Annotated in this window: 19 protein-coding genes and 4 pseudogenes; 1 reads left to right on the top strand and 22 read right to left on the bottom strand. The window is 51.8% G+C overall.

The genetic code is table 11. From position 1 onward, the window contains the following. Nucleotides 1-72: 72 nt before the first annotated feature. Nucleotides 73-417 carry a TnpV protein gene (locus tag NSB28_RS09675; protein WP_430472407.1) on the bottom strand — a complete coding sequence of 115 codons (345 nt, stop codon included), beginning with the start codon at nucleotides 415-417 and terminating at the stop codon, nucleotides 73-75. On the opposite strand from NSB28_RS09675, the gene NSB28_RS09680 reads away from it, so the two are divergent. Beyond that, a complete protein-coding gene (locus NSB28_RS09680) occupies nucleotides 416-1,183 on the top strand; it encodes a hypothetical protein (protein WP_257359977.1) in 768 nt (255 codons plus the stop codon). The genes NSB28_RS09675 and NSB28_RS09680 overlap by 2 nt on opposite strands. A 95-nt stretch (nucleotides 1,184-1,278) precedes the next feature. On the opposite strand, the gene NSB28_RS09685 is transcribed toward NSB28_RS09680, so the two are convergent. The 21 genes and pseudogenes from NSB28_RS09685 to NSB28_RS09785 form a co-directional block, all read right to left on the bottom strand. After that, the gene (locus NSB28_RS09685) at nucleotides 1,279-1,494 is read right to left on the bottom strand and encodes a transposon-transfer assisting family protein (RefSeq protein WP_002570996.1); all 216 of its coding nucleotides are present in this window, start codon (nucleotides 1,492-1,494) and stop codon (nucleotides 1,279-1,281) included. Nucleotide 1,495: 1 nt separating this feature from the next. Then, entirely contained in the window at nucleotides 1,496-4,549 is a 3,054-nt protein-coding gene (locus tag NSB28_RS09690) for an LPD28 domain-containing protein (RefSeq protein ID WP_109625027.1), read from the bottom strand. 6 nt (nucleotides 4,550-4,555) lie between these two features. Next, nucleotides 4,556-4,834: a hypothetical protein gene (locus NSB28_RS09695; protein ID WP_006059586.1), complete on the bottom strand. Its 279-nt coding sequence runs from the start codon at nucleotides 4,832-4,834 to the stop codon at nucleotides 4,556-4,558. Beyond that, nucleotides 4,831-6,939 (bottom strand): type IA DNA topoisomerase, encoded by a 2,109-nt coding sequence (locus tag NSB28_RS09700; protein WP_109625028.1) that lies wholly within the window; start codon nucleotides 6,937-6,939, stop codon nucleotides 4,831-4,833. Before NSB28_RS09700 ends, NSB28_RS09695 begins: the two co-directional genes overlap by 4 nt. Further along, nucleotides 6,926-7,129, bottom strand: coding sequence for a hypothetical protein (locus tag NSB28_RS09705; protein ID WP_081031155.1), 204 nt, complete (start codon nucleotides 7,127-7,129; stop codon nucleotides 6,926-6,928). Before NSB28_RS09705 ends, NSB28_RS09700 begins: the two co-directional genes overlap by 14 nt. After that, nucleotides 7,126-7,878, bottom strand: coding sequence for a DUF4366 domain-containing protein (locus NSB28_RS09710; protein ID WP_109625029.1), 753 nt, complete (start codon nucleotides 7,876-7,878; stop codon nucleotides 7,126-7,128). Before NSB28_RS09710 ends, NSB28_RS09705 begins: the two co-directional genes overlap by 4 nt. Beyond that, entirely contained in the window at nucleotides 7,868-8,119 is a 252-nt protein-coding gene (locus tag NSB28_RS09715) for a DUF4315 family protein (protein ID WP_109625030.1), read from the bottom strand. The genes NSB28_RS09710 and NSB28_RS09715 overlap by 11 nt, the downstream gene beginning before the upstream one ends. 29 nt (nucleotides 8,120-8,148) lie before the next feature. Continuing rightward, on the bottom strand, nucleotides 8,149-9,885 hold the full coding sequence (locus NSB28_RS09720) for a C40 family peptidase (RefSeq protein WP_109625031.1): 1,737 nt from the start codon (nucleotides 9,883-9,885) through the stop codon (nucleotides 8,149-8,151). Then, nucleotides 9,878-10,258 carry a DUF3851 domain-containing protein gene (locus NSB28_RS09725; RefSeq protein ID WP_118720366.1) on the bottom strand — a complete coding sequence of 127 codons (381 nt, stop codon included), beginning with the start codon at nucleotides 10,256-10,258 and terminating at the stop codon, nucleotides 9,878-9,880. Before NSB28_RS09725 ends, NSB28_RS09720 begins: the two co-directional genes overlap by 8 nt. Further along, nucleotides 10,258-10,548: pseudogene (locus tag NSB28_RS09730) on the bottom strand (hypothetical protein); the annotation flags it as partial. The gene NSB28_RS09725 and the pseudogene NSB28_RS09730, both read right to left, overlap by 1 nt. A gap of 339 nt (nucleotides 10,549-10,887) precedes the next feature. After that, nucleotides 10,888-12,996: pseudogene (locus tag NSB28_RS09735) on the bottom strand (VirB4-like conjugal transfer ATPase, CD1110 family); the annotation flags it as partial. Further along, a complete protein-coding gene (locus NSB28_RS09740; protein ID WP_109625035.1) occupies nucleotides 12,953-13,408 on the bottom strand; it encodes a PrgI family protein in 456 nt (151 codons plus the stop codon). The pseudogene NSB28_RS09735 and the gene NSB28_RS09740, both read right to left, overlap by 44 nt. Before the next feature lie 20 nt (nucleotides 13,409-13,428). Then, nucleotides 13,429-14,298 carry a VirB6/TrbL-like conjugal transfer protein, CD1112 family gene (locus tag NSB28_RS09745; RefSeq protein WP_109625036.1) on the bottom strand — a complete coding sequence of 290 codons (870 nt, stop codon included), beginning with the start codon at nucleotides 14,296-14,298 and terminating at the stop codon, nucleotides 13,429-13,431. Nucleotides 14,299-14,365: 67 nt separating this feature from the next. Then, the gene (locus NSB28_RS09750; RefSeq protein WP_003525154.1) at nucleotides 14,366-14,584 is read right to left on the bottom strand and encodes a Maff2 family mobile element protein; all 219 of its coding nucleotides are present in this window, start codon (nucleotides 14,582-14,584) and stop codon (nucleotides 14,366-14,368) included. A 219-nt stretch (nucleotides 14,585-14,803) separates the two neighbouring features. After that, nucleotides 14,804-15,838: pseudogene (locus NSB28_RS09755) on the bottom strand (VirD4-like conjugal transfer protein, CD1115 family); the annotation flags it as partial. Between the two features lie 181 nt (nucleotides 15,839-16,019). Next, nucleotides 16,020-17,927, bottom strand: coding sequence for a group II intron reverse transcriptase/maturase (ltrA, locus tag NSB28_RS09760; RefSeq protein WP_109625038.1), 1,908 nt, complete (start codon nucleotides 17,925-17,927; stop codon nucleotides 16,020-16,022). A 762-nt stretch (nucleotides 17,928-18,689) separates the two neighbouring features. After that, nucleotides 18,690-19,487: pseudogene (locus tag NSB28_RS09765) on the bottom strand (type IV secretory system conjugative DNA transfer family protein); the annotation flags it as partial. After that, the gene (locus tag NSB28_RS09770) at nucleotides 19,484-19,984 is read right to left on the bottom strand and encodes a PcfB family protein (RefSeq protein WP_109625040.1); all 501 of its coding nucleotides are present in this window, start codon (nucleotides 19,982-19,984) and stop codon (nucleotides 19,484-19,486) included. The pseudogene NSB28_RS09765 and the gene NSB28_RS09770, both read right to left, overlap by 4 nt. An 86-nt stretch (nucleotides 19,985-20,070) precedes the next feature. Then, nucleotides 20,071-20,490 carry a DUF4313 domain-containing protein gene (locus tag NSB28_RS09775; RefSeq protein ID WP_109625041.1) on the bottom strand — a complete coding sequence of 140 codons (420 nt, stop codon included), beginning with the start codon at nucleotides 20,488-20,490 and terminating at the stop codon, nucleotides 20,071-20,073. A gap of 12 nt (nucleotides 20,491-20,502) precedes the next feature. Further along, entirely contained in the window at nucleotides 20,503-20,814 is a 312-nt protein-coding gene (locus tag NSB28_RS09780; protein ID WP_109625042.1) for a DUF5720 family protein, read from the bottom strand. Nucleotides 20,815-20,836: 22 nt separating this feature from the next. Continuing rightward, the gene (locus tag NSB28_RS09785; protein ID WP_109625043.1) at nucleotides 20,837-21,583 is read right to left on the bottom strand and encodes a BRO family protein; all 747 of its coding nucleotides are present in this window, start codon (nucleotides 21,581-21,583) and stop codon (nucleotides 20,837-20,839) included. Nucleotides 21,584-21,615 lie beyond the last annotated feature (32 nt).

The following is a 21,615-nucleotide window of genomic DNA, read 5'->3' on the forward strand; positions in this document are numbered from 1 at the left end:
ATGTATGCGCTACATTCTCTGCTTCATCTATGGATTGGATCTGTTCCGCTTCGGAGAGGAACAGGTTTAGGGTCAGCTGTTGATAAGCTCCGCCATCAGGATCTCCTCGGCCTGGGCTTTGCAGGTGTTCATCAGCCCCACCCACTTCATGGGATCGCTGGCTTTCAGTTCCTCGGTGGCTCCCGCTTCCTTCGCCAGCTGGGGCATCATCTGCTCCAGTCTGTTCTGGGCGGTCTCGTCGATCTCCAGAAGGTGCGGGTACAGCTTCTCGCTCAGCAGCATCTGGTTGTAGAGGATGGGACGGTGTTCCTTCAGGTAGGTTTTCCTCATCCTGCCGTACTTGCCCAGGGGTTTCTCCGGCTGCTGGCTCAGCTTCAGGTCGGGAATCAGATAGTCTCCGTTCTGGATATAGGTCATGGGATTGTTCATCTTGTTTGCTCCTTTCTTGGTTGGCTTCGCGCTCTGCATTTCGGACGGTGACGCCGATCTGCCGCAGCACCTGCTGGTTAATCTGGCTGACCGCTGTTCCCAGCGCCCCGATGGTGGACGGGGTGTTGAAATCAAAGATCGCCATGAAATCTTCGTGGTCGAAGTAGCGTTCCGGCTCCAGTCCGCAGCGGGACATCAAAGCGTAAGTGATGCTGACGGTGGCGGCTGCCTTAAACTGCACTCCGATGTTATACTCATCATATTCCTCCAAAAAGGAACCGTCAACGATATAGAAAAAGTCCTGCTGATGCTCTGTCCAGTATTCCTCGGCCAGTTTTCCGGCTACCTCGGTAAGCTGTCCGGCAAGGTCATCACCGGAAACATCATAGGTGCGCTCCAGCATGGCCTGCACGGAATCCAGATGGCGCTCCTCCAGCTGCCACAGCCAGGGTGTGCGGGAATGTTCACGGGTTCCGGTGTCGGAAATGTCAAAGACATAGCGCAGGCGGGGTCTGTCCCCGGAATCATCCACCAGAGCGATCCCCTTGGAACCGCGCCTTACATATCGGCCCATCTTTTCATTCCACAAATCGTACTCTGCACAGGCAGTGGCGTCCGGTCGCTGGGCGTAGATCATCAGCTGTTCATGGAACGGATACTTGTAAAGACGGGAAGCAGTGGTGAGAAACCCTGCCCATTCCTGCCAGCTCCCCGTGAGCTGTGTTGCCACCTTGTCCGCCATCTGTGCATATAGTTCAGCTTTGGTTGGCATGGTGTTCTGTCCTCCTTTCGGTTTTGGGGTAAAAGGTGGAGCGGCAAATTGCCACCCCATCCCTGCGGTTATGCTGTTTACTGGTCAAAATCCGGGTACAACTCCAGCTGGGCAAAGTCCTCATCGGTCATCGCACAGAGCTTCGTAAGGGCACTGTCGGTCAGCTCCCTCAGTTCCGTTTCCTCCGGCGAAAGCTCGCCGCGCATTTCACGCAGGCTGTCGATCAGCCCGGTGCGGCTACCGGTATTGTAAATGCACATCAGGTTCATTTCCTCAAAAGTAAAGTTTCCCATATCAAATCTCCCTTTCCGCACTCTTTTTGGGTGCTGTCTTTTTGTGTTCTGCTTTGGGCTGGCTTTTCAGCTGATCCACAACGGATTTTTTCTTTTCCCGTTCCTCCCGATGAACGGCGTCAGCCAAGTCCATCAGGGAAATGGGCTGACCGCTTCGGGCCTGCTGTTCCAGCTCTGCCACCGTAGGCTCTTTTGCACCATTGTTGATGATGCCGTCGATCATGCCGTAATCGTCCTCTACGGCCATCTCTGCATTTTTCAGCGGATTTTCCGGCAGGAATCCGGGGATCTGGGTAAAACCAACGCTGTCGCAGTAATGACAGGATACCTTACCGTCCTGTTTGATCGCAACGATGTCGCTGACGCTCATGGAGGAACTGTGAAAGTCTACGGGTTTTTCCAGATTGAATTGCTGATAGAGTTTTTCCAGCTGCTCCGGCACAGTGCCAGACTCACTCAGCGGAGCGGTGTAGATGAGGTCATAATTGCTGCGGTCTACGGAAACATCATGGGACTCTAACCAGTCCAGATTCATAAAGCGCACATTCTGCGGATCGTCACGGCTCACCTGGTAGATGGCAAAGCAGTTTCTGTTCTGGGAGAGAAATGCCTGTTCTCGTTCCTGCTGATGTTCCTGACGCTCCATGACCTTTTCGTGGAACTGAGGGCTTTTCTCCCATTCCTCGCGGTCCACACCGAAAAGGCCTCCATGCTCCATGATCTCCTGTGGGTCAAACACCATGCTCTCCGTATTGTCCTCATGCAGCACATAGACAGTCAAACCGGCGGCATCCAGTTCCAGCGCCCGTTCTCTGGTAACAGGGAGCATCCCGTCATAAGAGTAGCCGTATTCTTGCATATCCGGTGTGGAGACCAGCTCATCCGGCGTTGGGTATTCATCCAGCGCCTGCTCCTGTGTCTCCGGCAGCTGGGAAGAAGCGGCCATCTGACTGGCCTCTGCCTGCATCTGCTGGTAGGCAGCTTCCTGCAAAGTCTCGATCATGGACAACGGTGCGTATTTTACAGAGTCTCTGCCCAAATCGTTGTCATCACAAATCTGGAGAACTGCCTTCATGCGGGAAAGCTCTGGCATATCCAGCTGACCACCATCCAGCTCTTTCATGGACGCGGCATCGTAAAGGGTGTAGTCCCAGCCACTGTCACAGGGCTGGATATGAAGATAGGTGGCATCGTCAATTAGAAACAAAGCCTCCTGCTGGTTTGCCTCCGCATCAAGAACCGCCATTTCCGGCTCTTTTTTTGCATTGGGGTCAATTCCACGCTCTTTGCAGATTTCCTTATAGTGGCGCTCAATGTCAGAGATCAAAGTGCCGGAGGTCTTATTGATGGTCTCCAAACTGGCTCTCAGCTCTTTCAGTTCCTTGCCCTGACTCCAGCTGGCAATATAGCCAAAACTGTTTTCTCCGGTCTCGATGCCAAAATATTTGCAGACTGCATAGGAGATGCTTTCAGCCTCTACTTCTTCCGTGTGACGGTCTTTCTTCTGTTCCTGCAAAAACTGGGCGAGAGTAGAAAAGCCGCCAACAAAATTCAGTCCTTCTTCCTCGGTCAGCATCAGGCGTCCATTTTCCGCCAGCTCCAGCGGATCTGTCAGCAGAACGGAACCTGCATGGTTTACAACCACTCGTTCTTCTACACAGACCGGCTCTCCGGGGTCGTAGTCAGAACCGCGCAGGTCATAGCAATAAACGCCCTCCGGCAGATTATCACGGACAATCCGCCCATTGGAGAACAGACCGGGTTTATCAAACAGCTCGATCTCCTGATATTGCTCGTCATTGGCAATCTGAATCTTTTTCTGATTGTGGAGCTTGCTGTGGGCAATCTCATGAACCGTGGCCGAAACCGTCTGCACCTCGCTCATGCCCTGGCGAATGGCAATTTTCTGATGATCGGCAGAAAAATAGCCGTCCGTATCGGCGGCCATTGCTTCAAAAGTGATTGGTACCGGCGCACTGCGGCGCAGAGCCTCCATGAATGCCTCATAATTTGGCACATTGCCGGAAAGGGAGGAAGCAAGCTCCGGCAAAGGTTTCCCGTCGGTCTGGCTCACATCAAAAACCTTGACCGGACGGAACATAGGGATCTCGATTTCTTTTTCCTCTGTGACGATCTTTCCGTCTTTATCCAGAATCGGAGCCTTGGTATCCGGGTCCAGCTTCTGCTCCTCGATTTTCTTCTTATACGGTGTGGGGGCGATGATGGTAATGCCATGCTCGCCCTTTTTCACATGACGCTCAAACTGGTCTTTCCACTTATTGTATCCGGCTACCAATGTAGCGTCCGGCTTCTGCATATAGATGAGCATGGTGTTGTTTACCGAATAGCGGTGGAAGCGGGACATGACGGACAGATAGCGCATATACTTTTCACTCTCAAACAGTTCCTTGATCCCCTGCTCGATGCCATCTGTGATTTCCCTTAGCCGCTCTCGGTTGGTGGGTTTGTTCTCAGCCATGATTTTCAATCTCCTTTCCAAGTGTGTGATTTCTGCTGTGTGTTCTGCAATCCATGCCTTTTGTTCTTCTTCACTTTCATAAAGAAAAAGGTCCAACAGGTACTCTACATAGGTTTTCTTCTGGATTGCTTCCACAAAACGGGGGTGCGGTTCTTCCTCCGGTGTCCGGGGAGAATGGTCGCTCTCCCATTTTTTCAGCAGATAGTAGTAATCGGACAGTATGCGATAACACCGCTGCCGATCCTCACGAAACTGCTGTGCCTCGGTTTTCTGCCGGACATACCTCCTGCGGGGAGGGGCCTGACTGTCATAGATCAGGCCAAAGTCCTGTGCCAGTTTCTCCGCCGCTTCTTTTGGGGAGAGGTCAAAGAGCTTTGCAGTAAAGTCGATCACATCGCCAGTAGCTCCGCAGCCGAAACAGTAGAAATATTCCTCGTTCAGCTTCATGCTGGGGTTCTTATCATCGTGAAAGGGACAGCAGGCCATGCCAGTTCGACTGACTTTTATCCCGTAAAACTCTGCCGCTTCTCTGGTGCTGACCGACTGCTTGACTGCTTCAAACACATTCTCTGCCATGTGCCATTAACTGCTGGACTTTCTCACAGGGGGCTGGTATCCGGCGGCTTTCGCACGCTCACTGGCGGCTTTGCGGCGTTCTGCGCTATATGGCTCCCTGACTGATACACACCGCTTGGGGACGGTAAAGTTATGGGCGTCCTTTCGGGTGATCTGGTCGGGGTGCTTTTTTGCCAGCAGTTCCAGCTTCTCCATCAGACGGGGATCATGGGTGTAGACCTCAGCCATTGGTTCTGCCTGGTTATAGAGGAGAATGGTTTCCCGTTCCGCTAAAGAGAGCTTCATCGGCTGCCTCCTTTCCGCTGGTCAAATTCCAGCATGAAGTTAGCGTACTGTCCATCATCCTCCAAAACCACAGTGGCATCGTAGGTCTTTCCGGTTTTCTCCGAATATAGGCCTGTCACACGGACACGGCCATCTTTCAGCAGTGCAGACACCACAGCCTTGGTCGGCTGTTTTTTCTTGGCAGCCCACCATTTGTTGTTTTTCCAGATTGCAAATTTGCAATCTTTGTTCTGACAGAAGAAGCCTTTTTGCAGTTCTGCAACTTCACCGCCGCAGCGGGGGCATTTGCCCACCACCTCACGGGGCGGAGTGAACAGGTACTCGGTTCCCTTGATGACCTGATAAGTTCCCACCAGATCTTTCAGCATGGTGCTGATCCCGTCCAGAAACTCCTCCGGGGCAAGCTGCCCGCGCTCGATCTCTCCCAGGCGGTACTCCCACTCGGCAGTCAGAAGCGGAGATTGCAGCTGTTCCGGCAAGACTGTGATCAGGGAGACTGCATCGCGGGAAGGGAGAAGCTGCACCGTTTTCCTGTTCTTTTTTCGTTCCAGAAAACCGGCAGATACCAGCTTTTCCAAAATACCGGCACGAGTGGCCGGTGTCCCCAGACCTTTTCGCTCGGCATCCTCCGGCATATCCTCTTTTCCGGCAGTCTCCATCGCGGACAATAGGGTGTCCTCCGTAAAGTGCTGAGGAGGACTGCTTTTGCCTTCTTTGACGATTGCAGCAGCAACCGAAAGGGTCTGTCCTTCGGTCAGCTCCGGCAGGGCTTTCTCTGCACCATCTTTTTCCGGCTCTGCATCCTTCATTTTGGCACGGTAAGCGTCCTCCAGTGCTTTCCATCCGGGGTTCTTCACCGTTTTTCCTTTGGCGGTAAACTCCCCACCGGCACACGCTGCAATCACAACGGTTTCCGAATAGATATGGGGCTGGGCTACGGCGCACAGCAGACGCAGGGCTACCAGCTCCAGCACCGCTTTTTCTCCCGCAGGAAGGGCAGAAAGGTCTGCATCCTTGAGATTTCTGGTAGGGATTACTGCGTGGTGGTCAGTTACTTTCTTATCGTTGATGACCGTCTGCGGATCACAGGTAATGGCGATCCCTTTGCGAAACGGCATAGCGCTGGCAACCAGATTCACCAGCACTGGCAGGCTGTCTGCCATATCACCGGTCAGATAGCGGCTGTCAGTACGGGGGTAAGTGCAGAGCTTTTTTTCATACAGGCTTTGCAGATAGTCCAGGGTCTGCTGGGCTGTAAATCCAAGCAGGCGGTTGGCATCTCTTTGCAGGGTAGTCAGGTCATAGAGGGCAGGCGGCTTTTCGGACTTTTCCTTGCACTCCACCTTTTTGATTGTGACAGCTGCACCCTGACAGGCTTCTTTCAGCTGCTCGGCAGCAGCCTTATCCGCCATGCGCTCCCCGGATACAGTAAGACCGGGCAGCTCCAGCGCCACGGTATAAAAGGGAACCGGCTGAAAGGTGTCGATCTCAGCTTCTCGCTGGACAATGAGCGCCAGCGTTGGGGACATAACGCGCCCGATGTTGAGGGTGCGGTGATACAGCACGGAAAAAAGCCTTGTGGCATTGATCCCCACCAGCCAGTCTGCCTTGGCACGGCAGAGGGCAGCATCCCGAAGTCCGTCATAATCTGCACCGGGACGCAGGTTTGCAAAGCCCTCCCTTATGGCGGCATCCTCCATTGAAGAAATCCAGAGCCTTTTCATAGGCTTTTGACAACCTGCCAGCTCATAGACGCTGCGGAAGATTAACTCGCCCTCGCGTCCGGCGTCGCAGGCATTCACTACCTCGGTTACATCCGGGGCATTCATCAGCTTTTTGAGAATATCAAACTGCTTTTTCTTATCCTTTCCCACCACCATCTGCCAATGTTCCGGCAGAATCGGTAGGTCATCATATCGCCATTTGGCGTACTTGGGGTCATAGCTGTCTGCATCCGCAAGACCGGCCAGATGGCCCACGCACCAGCTGACACGCCAGCCGTTTCCCTCCAGATACCCGTCCTTACGGGCAGATGCACCGATCACCGCAGCCAGACTCTGGGCAACGGATGGTTTTTCAGCAATCACTAATTTATACTGAGCCATGATGGTTCCTCCTCTCCTTGAGCCATCGGGACATTTCCCGGTGGCAGACACCTACGCAGGGGCTTCCATAATTTCCGCAGCCATAACAGGGGTGGCTTGGGGGTAAAGAAGGAGGACGGGAAGTTTTCTTCCCGCCCTCCGGCCTGCGTGTCATCATGCGTTCATAGGGACTGTCTGTGAAACGGGTCATTTCACGCTGTCCTCGTCATCTTCTGTGCTGCCCCCATCAGCATCCGGCTCGTCCGACTCCTCATCCTCGGTTTCCCATTCCTCGGAATCTTCCTCGCCATAATCATAATCGTCCAGACTGTCATTGCCCTTGGTCTTAGGCTTATTCTTAATGAGCTTCATGCAGGCAAATACGCCACCGCCGCCCAGCAGAGCCAGCAGAAGGATCAGGGCAGCTGGGTTCAGTCCGGCAGGCTTCTCCTTTTCCGGCTCCGGTGTTTCTGCCGGAGGTTCCGGTGCTTTGCCCGTACATTTACTCTTATCAGTTGCGCAGACCGGGCAGGCCGTATTGACTGCCCCTGCTTCACATTTTGTTGAACAGCTGCATACCGCAGGCGGCTCCTCTTTGGGTTTTCCATCTTCCATCAGCGCAGCAAGGTCTGCATCGTCCACCTGATTCAGAAAGTGAACGGCGGTCTTTTTGTCCTCATTGGCTCTGTCAATCAGGATGTAAAAATAATTGCCCGCCTTAGTAGTAACGGTGATGAGCTGCTTGTTACCCCCAAAATCATCCACCAGAGCGGCATTGCCCTCCGGGGTCAGCGGCGGTGCTTCTTCGGTTTCTTCCACCACCACATTGCTGTCATTGGTGGCATCCTCTGCCGGGGGCGGCGCTGCGCCCTGGGCAAAAGCGGGAACGGTAAAGCCCGATGCCAGAACCAGCGTCAGGCAAATGGCGGAAAGTGTTTGGAGCAATCGTTTATTCCTCATAGCCGTTTTCCTCCTGTTCGTTGTTGTCATCCCCCATACTGCCGGGAACTGTGCGGCCTGACAGCATGGCGCTCAGCTGGGTCGGGGTCATACGCAGGGCACGCACCATCTGGACGATCTCCAGATTTTCTGCCTCGGTTTTCTGTGCTTCCAGCGCTTTGAGCTTTTCCTGATACTCTGCGATCTTCTCGCGGACCTTTGTAATCTCCTGATCAATGCGTTCAATTTTGTTCTTTGCCATCGTCTATCACTCCTTCTTAAAAATCTCTGTTACCAGTTCATCAGTCCATAACCCTTGATACTCTGATAATTCAGGTCATAGCTTTTGATTTTGCAGGCATCACCGGAATTTCCTTCCACTGTATAAACCCGGCTTCCATCGGTTCCGATGACGATTCCCACATGGTCAGCAGTACCATCCAAATCCCAATCGAAGAAAATGGCGTCGCCAGGGGCGATGTTCTCATACCCCCTTGCACCCCATTGTCCGCGGGACTGGAACCAGGGAACCCCCTCCCACTCACAGCCTGCAAAACGCGGTTCGCTTTTTCCAGCCTGATTATAGCACCAGGATACGAAGCAGGCGCACCATTCCACCCGGCTGTTAAAACCGTACCAGCTCCAGTAGGGATAACCGCCCACATTGCCCACCTGACTTTTTGCCAGTTCTACCAGTTCAGGGTTGCCGGGGCGTGTGCCATTGATAAATTCTACGCCGGATAGGTCCTCGGAACCGCTGGTATCAGGGGAACCCCCGCCAAACAGCAGCGGCTTATTGCCCAGCGTCTGACGATAAACCTGATACATCTCCAACTGCTCTGCGGTCAGTAATTCCGACACCACAGCGGAAATGGGCTTACTGGTAAGTTTCACATTCAGAATGTAATACTCATAGGGTACTTCCTCCGAAGTGGTCTCGCCAGTCTCCGGGTCTGTGGAAGTCTCTGTACGGTATCGGATCTCCACTTCCTCGGTAAGTGTCAGCTGATACTGTGCCTCAAATATACGCTCCAGCTCTGCCTGGGCGCTTTGCCGGGTATAGCCCTGCAAGACGGCGGATAGAAATGCCGCTAGCTCATGAGGGTCATGGCCGATCATATCCAGGTCATACCGATACTCGTCATACCCTGGGTGACTGTTTTCAATATTGTCGATCTCTGCCTGCAACCCAGCTTCTTTCGCTGCATAGTCTGCTTCCACCGCCAGCATTTCCGGGTCATCCGATGGATAGGTAGTGCCGGAAAGAACGGAACCGATACTCTGTGCCATCATGGAACAGGAGGACATGGTATTCATCAGCAGACAAACGATGAGAAACAACGCCCCTGCGATCAGAAAACCTTTCTTGTGTCGCATAACGAATGCCCCTGCCTGCTGTGCCTTTTCTTTTACCGTTCTTGCGGCTTTTCCGGTTTTGGACGCAGCCTGGGCGGTATTTCCGGCAGTCTGACCGGTGCGCTTGGCAGCGGCATACTGCTTTTTAATGGCCTGCTTTTGCTGCCAGCGGGAAAGAGGATTGCTGGCAAACTGAGGATTTTCCTGCAAAGATTTCTGGTACAGGGCATTTACATTTGCCTTTTCCAGTTGGCGCTCTGCCTGGGCTGCTTTGCGGTACGGCTTCAGCTTGTGGCTGCGATAGCCCTCCCGCACCAGATAAGCGCTGGTCTCCACCGCCTCCTCGGACTTGTGGGCGCTTTCCACGCCCACATTGTCCTGTTCTGTTTCCCGGATCTCTTTGTGGAGCTTGCCCGCAACCAGATGGGCGGGAGCTTCCTTGACCCCTTGAGAAAGTTTGGAGGGTTGCTTTTTCTTGTCCTCAAAGGTCAGCTTCGAGGTCTTTTTCCCGGTATCCGGGTCAATGACCGTCTGCCTGACCTTTTTCTTTGGGATATTGGCCTGCGCCTTATCTGCTCTGGCCGCAGCTTTCTCCGCTTTGCGGATCGGCTTTTCCAGTGCAGGGTCAGAGCGTTCCTCATCGGTAAAGCGCAGGCGCGGTTCCTTATTCAAACCATTCTCCCAACATGAGGGAGGACATCATGTAGTGCAGCTCTGCATAAATGGCCATCCCCACAGGATCGTTGAACATACAGCCGGACAGGTAGGCATAAAACTGTGCCACCACATCGGACAAGATCTTCGCCTCTGTTCCTTCCAGAATCAGGCCGCCCATACCTTCCTTAGCACGAATGGCGCTCCAGACCTCTGCCAGACGGAGCAGACCCACCTGACCGGTCTCATTCAGTTCGGCTGCCTGATCTGCCGCCGTGCGGCACTCACTTACCGCATCAGCCATGACCGTAAGCAGCTGGCTGCGCTGGGCATTTACCGCCCTGTCAAAAAACATCAGCGGGTTTTGATTCAAAATATTGGGATTCATCATCATTCATCCTCCTTTTTCAGTTCTTGAGGTTTGGTGGTCATAATGCGGTAAAGCTCGGTATTCTTCGGGAAGTGATCCACAAAAGGCAGAATTGTGGAGCCATAGAACAGCAACCCCTCGCCCTCGCCGGAGTGTGTTACATAGCTAAGCTGGTGTGTGGAAATGCCCAGCTGCTTGGCAAGGATCTGACGGTCTCCACCTGCCTGGTTGAGCATATACACGAAGTCAGAGTTTTCAAAGATGTTCTCAACCTCGCGTGAAGAAAGCAGATCTTTCACATTTTGGGTAATCTGATTGTTATTAACAGATGGCTTTTTATCCATCTCTCTGGGGCTTTCGCCCATTTTCATCGGCGTGTCATTTCACGCCCAGCATAGCATATCTTTTTGCCACGGATCATACCGTACCGGCTGGTAATGCGGCCTCGTGGAGCTGTTATATTCTGCTCAAAGCAGGGTCAAGCTCTATGCGTTGCGTGTGACTGTCCTTTTACAGACAGCCTTCCACTCGGATTGGGGCGCTACCCCTTTCCCGATTTCTTCCGCATTGATAATTCTGACCTACTTGCCGGTTTCAGTCAGAACGGCGAAGTCTGCACTTTAAGCGGCTAACAAGTTGCAGACCCAATCACCAGTGGGAATGCCGCCCCATTTACGGAATCGCTTCCAAATTTCTACCGTGTAAGCGGCGGTCTGCTCCTCCTTCAAAAGCAGGTGCATCTCGTCGATGTAGTAACGGGTGGACTTGTGAGCGGCACGGTTGATGGTAACGCGGTTCCACACCTGATCTTGGACTACCAGCATACCGATTTTCTTGAGCTGCTTGCCCAGTTCCTTGATGTCATAGCAGACAATGCGGTTATTGATGTCCACATTGCTCTGGTGGTTGAACACATTGAGGGAGCCAGTTACATAGATTTCAAGGGCTGTAGCGATATACTGGGCTTCCTTTTCCTCCTGTTCTCGGAGCAGGTTATACAGATCCTCCAGAACCGGCATATTCTCCGGGCGCGGGTCATTCAGGTAAGTCTGATAAACCAGGCGCACACAGCGGTCGATGATGGTTTTTTGCACCGGCTGCAATCCGTCCTTACCGCCTACGATCAGCTCACACAAGCTGAGAATGAAGTCAGACTTGAGGGACAGCGGGCTTTCATCGTCCGAGTAATCCAGGTTCAGGTCCATCGGATTGATGTAGTTGGTTGAGGTAGGCGAGATCTTGATGACTTGCCCATGCAGACGCTCCACCAGAGGTGCGTACTCTGCTTCCGGGTCACAGATGATGACATCATCATTGGTAAGCAAAAAGCAGTTGGCAATTTCTCGTTTTGCGCTGAAGGACTTACCGGAACCCGGCGTACCCAAAATCAAGCCGTTGGGGTTTTTCAGCAGCTTTCTGTCTACCATGATGAGGTTGTTGGACAAGGCGTTGATGCCGTAGTACAGAGCTTCTTTGCCGTTCTGAAACAGTTCCTGTGTGGTGAACGGTACAAAGATAGCAGTAGAACTGGTGGTCAGCCCTCGCTGGATCTCAATCTGATTGAGCCCCAGGGGCAGACAGCTCATCAGCCCTTCTTCCTGCTGGAAGTCCAGTCTGGTCAGCTGGCAGTTATACTTCTGGGCAATAGAGCCTGCCTGAAAGATGTTGTTGCCAAGCTGACGGGGATTGTCCGCTGTGTTCAGCACCAAAAAGGAAACAAGGAACATTCTCTCGTTTCGGCTCTGCAAATCCTGCAACAGCTTTTTCGCCTCACTGCCGTAGGTGGCAAGGTCAGAGGGAATGATGTCCATGTCGTATCCTGCGCGGACTGCTTTTTTCTGTTCCTCGATCTTACTGCGGTCCAGGTCGGTAATCTTACGCTTTACCGTCTTAATGGCTTTCACCTGATCCACCGACTGAATGTGCATACTCACAATGAGCGAGCTTTCCATATCCAGAAAATCAGCCAGCAGACGGTCATTCAGCTCCGGTGCAAGGATCTGCAAAAAAGAAACAGCCCCGTATTTCTTGCCCATACGGAACTGCTTGCCGGTGCGGAACTCAAAGGAACTTGGTGCGATGAAGTCCTTGGTAGATAGGCCAGAAGGAGCCAGCCAGTCCCATTCAAACTGAAACGGGAGCTGTTCATCCATGTGGAATACCGCATGAAGCTGGGAAAGCCTTTCCTTACCGTCCAGTGTTCTGGCGGCTACGCCAAGACGCTTGAAGTTATTGAGTATATCGGTCTCAATACGCTCCAGACGGGGCTTGGCGGCTTTGATGCTGTCAGCGTCGATACCAAAGGTCAGATATTTGGTCTTGATGAGACCGTTGTTTCCTCTGGCCAGCTGATTTTGCAGCATCGTGGTATATTCCTCACGGATACTGTCAAAGGCATCCCCCTGGGGCGGGATGGAAATGGAATTGGCAAAGGTCTCCTCCGATGCCGCAAGGTTCAAAAAAGACAGCTGGAAGTGAATCGAGCTGTCGAAGTAATTGAGGAAATCACACCAGCCCTCAAAGATCGCGGTCTTATCTTCATTTTGGGAGAGCTGATAGTTGATGTCCTGAAACTGAATGGTCTTTGTGTAGTGGCTGTCCGATACGCGGCAGATCCCGTCCGGCCACATCCGTTCATAGGGGATACTGTCCTGTGCCGATTTTCCTTTTTTGTCCGTGCGATTGGCGCGGGCAATGGCCGCTTCGATCTGCTTCTTATCGGCGCGGGACAGCTTTTTCTTTGTCTTTACTGGCTGCACGGTCTTTTCTTCCGGTTTTCCCAGCAGACGGCGCAACCAGCTTTTCATTGCGGTGAACAATGTCATACACCTCCTTATCGAGCATTTCCTGCCGCTTTAATACGGCATAAAAGTTATTGGTCTGGTAGGGACGCTGCTTGGGACGGATCACAGCTACTTTTAGGATGTTGCCGACGATCTTTTCCAGGCCCTGTCCATGCTTTTCATACATTGCCAGCAGGAAGAAGGGCATCATGACCAACATCATACACATGGCGGCCATGCTGTTTCCCGCAGGCTCACGGAGCAAAAAGAACAGCGGTACGCCTACAAGCGCCCCAGCGGTAAAGCAGACCAGCTGCCTTCGGGTCAGATTGAACATGACCTTGGTTTTGACTTTGGTTAAATCTTTGGGTACGGGTACATAAGCCAATGTGGAAACCTCCTTCCGTTTTAATGCGCCTGAAAGACTGATTTTGCGAGACTGCCGGTTTTGAACAGCGTAAAGCACAGCAGTACGGTGTAGCCCACGCAGCTCCAGATTGCCATGATGATGTCATCTTCCAGAGCGATGTTCTGCACCAGCACAGCATAAATTGCCACGCAGACGATGATGAGAAACGCCTGAAAGCCCAGCGCCAGCAGGGAGCGGAGGTAGTTCTGTCCCATACCGCCCCATTCCTTGCCCATCATGGCAGCCATTGGAACGGGAGCCACCGAGGTCACAAGGTAAATCTCGATCATACGGCCATAAATGACGATAAAGATGCAGATATACAGCGCCCACATGGTAATGCCGATAAAGAGGGATTGGAACCAAAGCCCGAATAGCGGCCCCAGATCCATTTCCATCAGCCTCGGTTCCAAATCGGTCATAACTGAGGAAATGTCAATAGACGCATCCGAACCGATGATCCCTGCCGCCTGTGCCACCACGCTCTGCGCCATATCAAAGACGCCCATCACGATATTCCATGTGTTTGTGACAATGAGGATGGCAGTGGCTGATTTGAACACCCACTTGAAAATCATCCAAGTATCCACATCATGCAGGTTGTTCTTGTCTGCGATCATCTGGATCAGGTCTACGGTCATCACAATAGCCAGGATCACGCCTGCAATCGGCACCATGATGGAGTTGGACAGATTCTCAATCATACTGAAAATACTGCCATTCCATCCCTGTGGGGTCTGGCCTACCTGTACGGATATATCCGCGACCTGTTGGTTTACGCTGTCAAACATCCCCGAAAGGTTACTCATAATACCGCCCACCAGCATTTCTTTCAGCCAATTTGTCAGGGCTTCAAGTAAGAAATCCATACGGTGTCAACCTCCTTTCCGCCGCCCCCGCAAAGCTGCGGGAGCGGCAAGGATTTTGCGGGGACGATTAGACAGAGAACAGCCCGGAGAGCAGAGGTACAAGAACCATGCCGACTACGGCTACACCAGCGCCGGCCATGAGCTGCTTCATTCCCTGTGATTTTGCGCCCGGATTATCATTTCCGTAGCCCTCCAAGAGATTGATAACGCCCCAGATACCGAGACCGGCACCGAGCGCGATAACGAGGGTCTGAAGAACGGTAATTGCCTGTTCAAAAAATGCCATATAGTTTGTTAGCCGGAATCTGATTAAAAAATAGGTTTGTCATGTTTCATAGGCATACAAAAGCCGGAACAATCTGCCGCCCGGTTTCCGGGGGCGTGATTCCGGCTGTCCTCCTTTTTCATTATTTTTTCTTGCGATTGTCCGCTTTGTACGCCAATGGCCCGTAGAGGGCAGGTGCGGCGAATAGATAAGATCACTCCCTTCAAAAGCGGAACGAAGTTAAGCGCCCTTTGTGTCTACTTCATATACATCGCAGACCTCATTGGGCTTGAGTTTCAGCCTTGCGGACAGGAATGCTTCAATGTCAAAAGCGTTCTTGTCATCCGCGTCGGCAGTGTACTTGAAATTGGGGTGCTTGGTGATGTCGTACTTATCCGAAAGGAAAGGACGCACACCGCGCAGCTGGAGGATACACTTGCCGCCATCCATAACAGCAAGCTCATCCTGGCTCATCAGCTCTTTCCCCAATTTTTGATAGTTGAGAGAGTGGGAGGTTTCCCGGCCACGGCTCTCTCCGGTGTTGTAGGTGTCGATGGTTTCCTTGCCCAGCACGGCAGCCAGCTCCTTGAGGGTGGTCGGCTCCTTACCGCCCAGGAAGATGGAAGTATCCATGTTGCCGATGATGGTATCCGCATTATCCTTATAGATCGCCTTGAGCTGACTCTGCGCCTGCAACACCAGACAGGCGGAGATCTCACGGCTTCGGATGGTGGCCACCAGCTTTTCCAGACGAGGAATCTGCCCGATATTGGCGGCTTCATCAATGAGACAGCGCACATGGACTGGAAGCCTGCCGCCATACACATCGTCCGCCTTTTCGCAGAGCAGGTTGAAAAGCTGGGTATAACACATGGAGATCAGGAAGTTAAAGCTGTCATCTGTATCACTCATAATGAGGAACAGAGCAGTTTTCCGGTCTCCCAGAGTATCCAGCTCCAACTCGTCATAAGCTGTGACCTCACGCAGCTCTGCAATGTCGAATACGGCAAGGCGCGCACCACAAGAAATAAGAATCGACTTGGCTGTTTTTCCGGCGGCCAGCTTATATTTCTTATACTGGCGCACCGCAAAGTGGTTTGGCTTCTCGGCTTCTAATGCGTCAAACATCAGATCCACGGGGTTCTTGAACTCCTCGTCATCCTCCCGGACTTCCATGGCGTTGATGAACTCTATGAGGGTGGAAAAGTTCTGCTCCTCCACCGGAGCTTCATAGTGGATATACCCAATCAACGCGCAATACAGCAAGGTCTCTGCTTATGGTGATAGGTAAGCCTACAGGTTCTAATGTTTCCGGCTTTTCCCCCACCCCGCACCGTGCATGACGGCTTTCCCGTCACACGGCGCTCCATCAACAACAATTCGCACACGTTATCACAAGTTATTACCATGAACATTTTTTTTTTAAGTGGTCTGCACCTGTTTCTGCCGAAACCGATTAGGCAGAAACAGGCGGATTTCCCGCTTCTTTGCGGAGTTTATTGAGTTTTGCAAGTTGGCGTTTGTTGAGGCTCAATTCAGATAGACATTTTGCTATGGTCGATTCAGATGTAGCGTGGATTAAAATATGTACGCTTTCCCGGACAATAATCAGATTTTGGTAGTTATCCCTGCCACCCCTGTTCTTCGGTAACTTATGGTGGCAATGAATATCTCCCAAAGATTCAAACACTTGACCAGTAACCGCACACTTTCCATATTGCGCACAAAAGAGTGATAGACGGTTATCCGCATACGCGGCACTTTGCTCGTGGACTTCCTGCCGCAAAAGTGCCCTGAGCATCTTGGTATCAAAACCAAGGTTTTCATGGATTTCCGCTCTGCCTTCCGGCGTGTATTTCTGAATAGACCTTTTCTTGCACATTGGGGCCTTAGTACGAACATAGCTGATGGGAGCAACAGGAAGATTTTTGATGTAACGCATCAATTTAGAGCAACTATAGCGGTCTACGACAGCACCACCAATATTATCTTTTGGCTCCTTTTTCAATCTGTCGCCCAGACGCTTCATAGTCCGGGTAAGCTCGTAGCCTATGTCACGAAAATCAAGACTGACCCCTGTTGCCATCTGGTAGTAATTGTGTTCACCCATGACGAAAGCATTATAATTCAAAATCGCTCTTGCCTCCGTCATGCCCTTTGGCGGACGGGCTATATTCTTGATTTTCTGTTTGGCCTCGGTTTTAATCCGCTTAACGGCTTTTTCGCTAACGCGCGATTGAACCACCAGCTTGTTCTTTTTCTTCGTGAGCCTCATTTTGATACCAAGAAATTCGGAGTAATGCTTATTGAGATTTACCACCTGTGTCTTTTCCGGGGATACGTCCAGCCTCAGCCGTTCTTTCAGCCATTTGGTAACCGCAATCAGCGTCCGCTCTGCGCTGTCCTTATTCTGACAGAATATACGAAAATCATCGGCATATCGGACAATGTGCATTTCTTTTAAGCGGGTTGTACGCATAGCGCGGTATCCATGACTTTTGTCGAATACGGTGTTGCCGCCTAACTGCCTGTTTCTGCCCCGCGCCACAGCCACCGGGTTATCTGCCCATTGGCTTTCTACCCACCAATCCAGTTCGTTCAGCACGATATTTGCCAACAGGGGCGAGATAATACCGCCCTGAGGCGTACCCTTAACGGGGGCCGCCGTTGTGCCGTTCTCTAACTGGATAGGGGCTTTTAATATGCGCTTGACAATGTAAATCAGTCGTTTGTCCCGGATTCCCAGCGCCCACATCTGCTTAATCAGTTTCGAGTGGTCTACGTTATCGAAAAATCCCTTGATGTCAAACTCGACAACATAGTGCAAATGAGATTGCTGCATATGCCGGTAGGACGCGGCTATGGCTTGTTCACAGTCTCGGTTGGGCCGGAACCCGTAGCTATTCTCGCTGAATTTTGCCTCACAGATTGGCTCCAGAACTTGGAGAATACATTGCTGTATCAACCTGTCCCAGATACATGGAATACCCAGCGGACGGGTCTTGCTTGGGTCACTTTGCTTTGGAATTTCTTTTCTCCGTACAGCCCGTGGGCTGTAATTCTTGGTAATGTTTCGTACCTTCTGAACCAACGTTTCCGGGCTGCATTTCTCAATAGCCCGAATTGTCAGCCCATCCGTGCCGGGTGTCACGCTTCCGCCATTGCCCTTGATGTTCCGATAGGCAAGTAAGATGTTGTCTTTGCTGAATATCAAATCCATCAGACTATCAAATGTCTCGCCTTTTGCAGCTTTCGCATATAGCCCATCAAAAGTTTCCTGCATATCGTAATACTCGGCATAGCGCAGATTATTGACTTTTTTCGGTTTCTTAGTTGTACTTCTTCGTTTGTTCTCGGTAACCATATAGGCATCAACTCCTTTGAGGGAAGATTGACCTTTTGGTCGTACCCGAAATCCTACTGCTCACTTGTGATTAGTGTTTTGCCTTGCTGTTGACTCGTGGCTGTCACTCCATTCCCCATTACAGGGAACATCACCGCTATCGCCACTACTTTACCCACCGCTTCGACTGCTTATATGATTCGACAGCCTATATACCATGTTGGCCCATGATATACGCGATAGGCTTTCCCCACGTTCCGATACTGCTATCTTTCCATATGCCCTTAGGTTTCTACTATGGACCTGCCAGCTTGCCGCCGCCTGTAACGGCGCATGGAGTTTCATAGGGACAAATTTTTACTCTTCCACACTGGCTCCCTTGCGGGATAGGGGGATTAGCCCCACTCTTCTTTTAGACCCGTACTATCGCAGATTGGCCTGCCCTTTCGGACATTCTCGCCATAGGCATTTTATAGACCCCCGGCCTAACGCTCACAGCCACCTCTGGCTTGCTATGCACCTGCCGCTGTTTCCATTGTTTACCGCGCACAGAGCGAACGCAGTCAGCCGTCTTTAACGGGCTTCTGACCCTGGCCGTTTCCAGCCAACGCCAGCCGTAGTTTTCAGGTCAGGCGTTTCAGGGCGTTACTCCCTCATTCCACCTGTCGCAGTATCAGTTGTAGCTTCCGAATTATCTCGGAGGCTCCGCATTTTTAGCACTACTCGGTCTTAGCGCCCACAGAGCTTTGCTCCCTGTGGAATAGTGTTTGTATGCGAACGTGTCGCACTGACCCAGAAATCGTCCCCGGCCTTGCCTTCGCCTTTGGTGTTGGCAATCAGCGTCGTTACCAGCTTCAAGATGTCCTTTTCGCTATGGATATAGGCAAAAGGGTTATAGTGCATGGACTTCTTGAAATTGATGGTATTCAACATCCTAATCCGGTATGGCTCATAGATGACCTTTCCCTGCTTGTCCTTCATGGGCTTTCCGTCCTTCCCCAGCTTGGGTGCGCCCCTTTGGAGCATTTTTCCGCACTCGACCAAAATGGTTCCCTTGGGGTCCGTAATTACATAGGACGAGTGCATCTGCATGAGATTTGGCTTCAACCAAAAGCGGGTCTTACCGGAACCGGAGCCGCCGATCACCAGAACATTCTTGTTTCTGGCGGTCTTTGGGTCCTTGGGGCGGCTGTTCATGGTCAGGCTTTCGGTTTTCGTGAGAATGACATTGTTCTGGAACACCGGGTCGATGTAGGGAGCGATGTCCTCACGGGTCCCCCAACGGGCAGAGCCATACTCTAGCCCATGTCGGTACTTCTTCGCGTTTTTACTTTTGAGGTACACCGCCAGACGCAGACCGGCACCGCAGCACAGCCCCACCAGCAGATCCAATGGGTGCAGGCTGGGCCAGAAACTTTGCAGCGCTCCAGGCAGGACAGCAAACAGGGAAAGGAATTTCTCTGAAGCATTTGCCCCCTGAGCCAGCCGCCATGCTTCCCCGAAGTTAGTAGCAAACAGCCCCATCAGGAGATAGGGCAGGTTCAGCAAAACGAGCTTTTTGATGTCAAACTGCTTTTTCATCGTTCCAGCTCCTTTCGCTTGGTGCGGTCCACCACGGCATTTTTGACCATCTCTTTGAACTGACTGAGTTTTGCCAGCACAGACGGGCGTTCCGTTTTCTCGGCTTTCTTGACCTTTTTGCTGGTATACTCGGTAAATGCAGCGGTCAGCGCATCGGCGTCACGGCCTTTGAAAAAGATCAGGTACTTGGGCGGGGAGCTGCTGCGGTCTTTCTTCACCGCATAGTCCACACCATATTTCCGGGCGATCTTCTCAAATTCCTTGATGGAGGGGTCTGTAATCTCGATATTGGAGATCCCCTGGTTCTGGCCAATGAGCTGCTTGACGGTCTGTTTGCCGTGGGGTGTCACAGGAGCGTCACGACTTCTCTGCTTTTGCAGCTTCTTTTCCTTGCAGTGGGCAAGGTACTTGGTGATGGCGGCCTTAAACAGCCTGCCAGTGAACTTTGTTCCGCTGACAACCAGCGTTAAAGTCCTGTTTTCCACTTCTTCCTGCATTTTCAACGCCTCCTTTCCACAAAATGTGCAGGGATGGTGCATTTCTTTCTAAGGCGGGATCACCAGCCGCCGGAGAAGGTATTGCTTCATCGCTCCATCCCGCGGCTTTTTTTCTTTACCGGCTTCTTATCCGGCAGATTCCACTCTTTCCGAAACTCTGCCACACCTTTGGGGTCAAATGCTTTCAACTTCTCCAGATCAAAAGCAACAGCAGAATATTTCCCATAACCGGACTGTACCTGATAGGGAAGCACCTTCCCCAATTTGTTCTCTTTAATGAATCGCAGCAGGTCCTTACTGATGTCACCGGAAATAAACGCCTCTCCAGGTTCCAGGGAATACCCCGGAAGGTTTACCGTCATATCTGCAAATGGTTCCGCCCCATCTTCTGTGTGGGTAATCATGCCGATATAAAGCCGCTGATTATTCGCATACATCCCAAGTTGCAGCGATATGGTTTCTTCTCCAAACTCCCACTTGAATGGGACTTTCTTTTCCTCGTTCATATCGGATTCCTCCTATCGTATCTGTTCTTTGTGGTCATAGAACAACTCCCCATTTCTGACCTTTGCATGGCTGAGAATCTTGATGTGGCCTTTTTCTTGGTTTTCCAGACTTTTTTGGTATCCAGCCTCCGTCAAAAACAGACGGGTGCGTTCTCCTTTCCAGCCCACCGGAGAGTCGTTAGTCAGCACATCGAAGATAATCATGTGCCTGGTGTCCTCGGCAAATCGCTCCAAATCCATGTAGTCATGGCCGTGGTAGTTCTGCGCTCCGGCTTTCTGGCGCATTTCCTCCATCAGCTGACCGATTGTTTTGCCTTCTGGCATAAAATTCACTTCCTTTCCGTTCTTATGGAATCAACAAGATCATCTCCCGCAGCTGGGCAAAATAGATCTTTCCCTTGGGCGTAACCAGCGTGTAGGAACCGGTATGCCCGTGATTACAGTAGTCCTTCACACAGAACAACCCCGTAGTTTTAACATTGGCATAGGGCAGCACATTGCCGGATGCAGTGCGATACACAAACCGCTTTTCCAGAAGAAACCGGACAAACCGGCGCTCCGGCACATCCAGCTCTTTGGCAGTAGTCCTGAGATTGGTGCTGTGCTTTAAGTCGATGAACAGATCATAGAAAGCGGCTTTGCCCTCCAACTGTGCATTTTCTTTACGCAGAGAAACATTCGCTTCGCGCTCAGCCAGCAAATCCGAGCAGAGTTTCATCAAAGCCTCTGGTGAAGTGGCTACCTCCCACAATTTTTCTTTTGTGAGATAAGCTCCATGCTTGCGAATGGTAGGCAGGATCTCATCAAACACCCACTGTTCAAACCGCTCTGCCGATGGCAATTTGCTGTGAACGATCAGTCGGTACAAATCTCCTTCGGGGATAAAAGTCATACTGATTTTGCGGTCGGGGCTTTGTGGGTGAGGTGCGTCGCGTTTCACGACATACCTACAGTGGCGGATAATTGCATCGCGGGGATTGCTGTACCCCAGCGCAACGGCCACATCCGTTCCGCTGAACAAGTATTTGCTGTTTTCTTCAATGACTCGGATACTGCCAAACTCCGGGTTTTTGAAAATTTCCATCTGGTTCATGTCGTGCCTCCTTTGGCATAATAAAAGACGGC

This window comes from Murimonas intestini, from assembly GCF_024622195.1.
Lineage (GTDB): Bacteria > Bacillota > Clostridia > Lachnospirales > Lachnospiraceae > Murimonas > Murimonas intestini.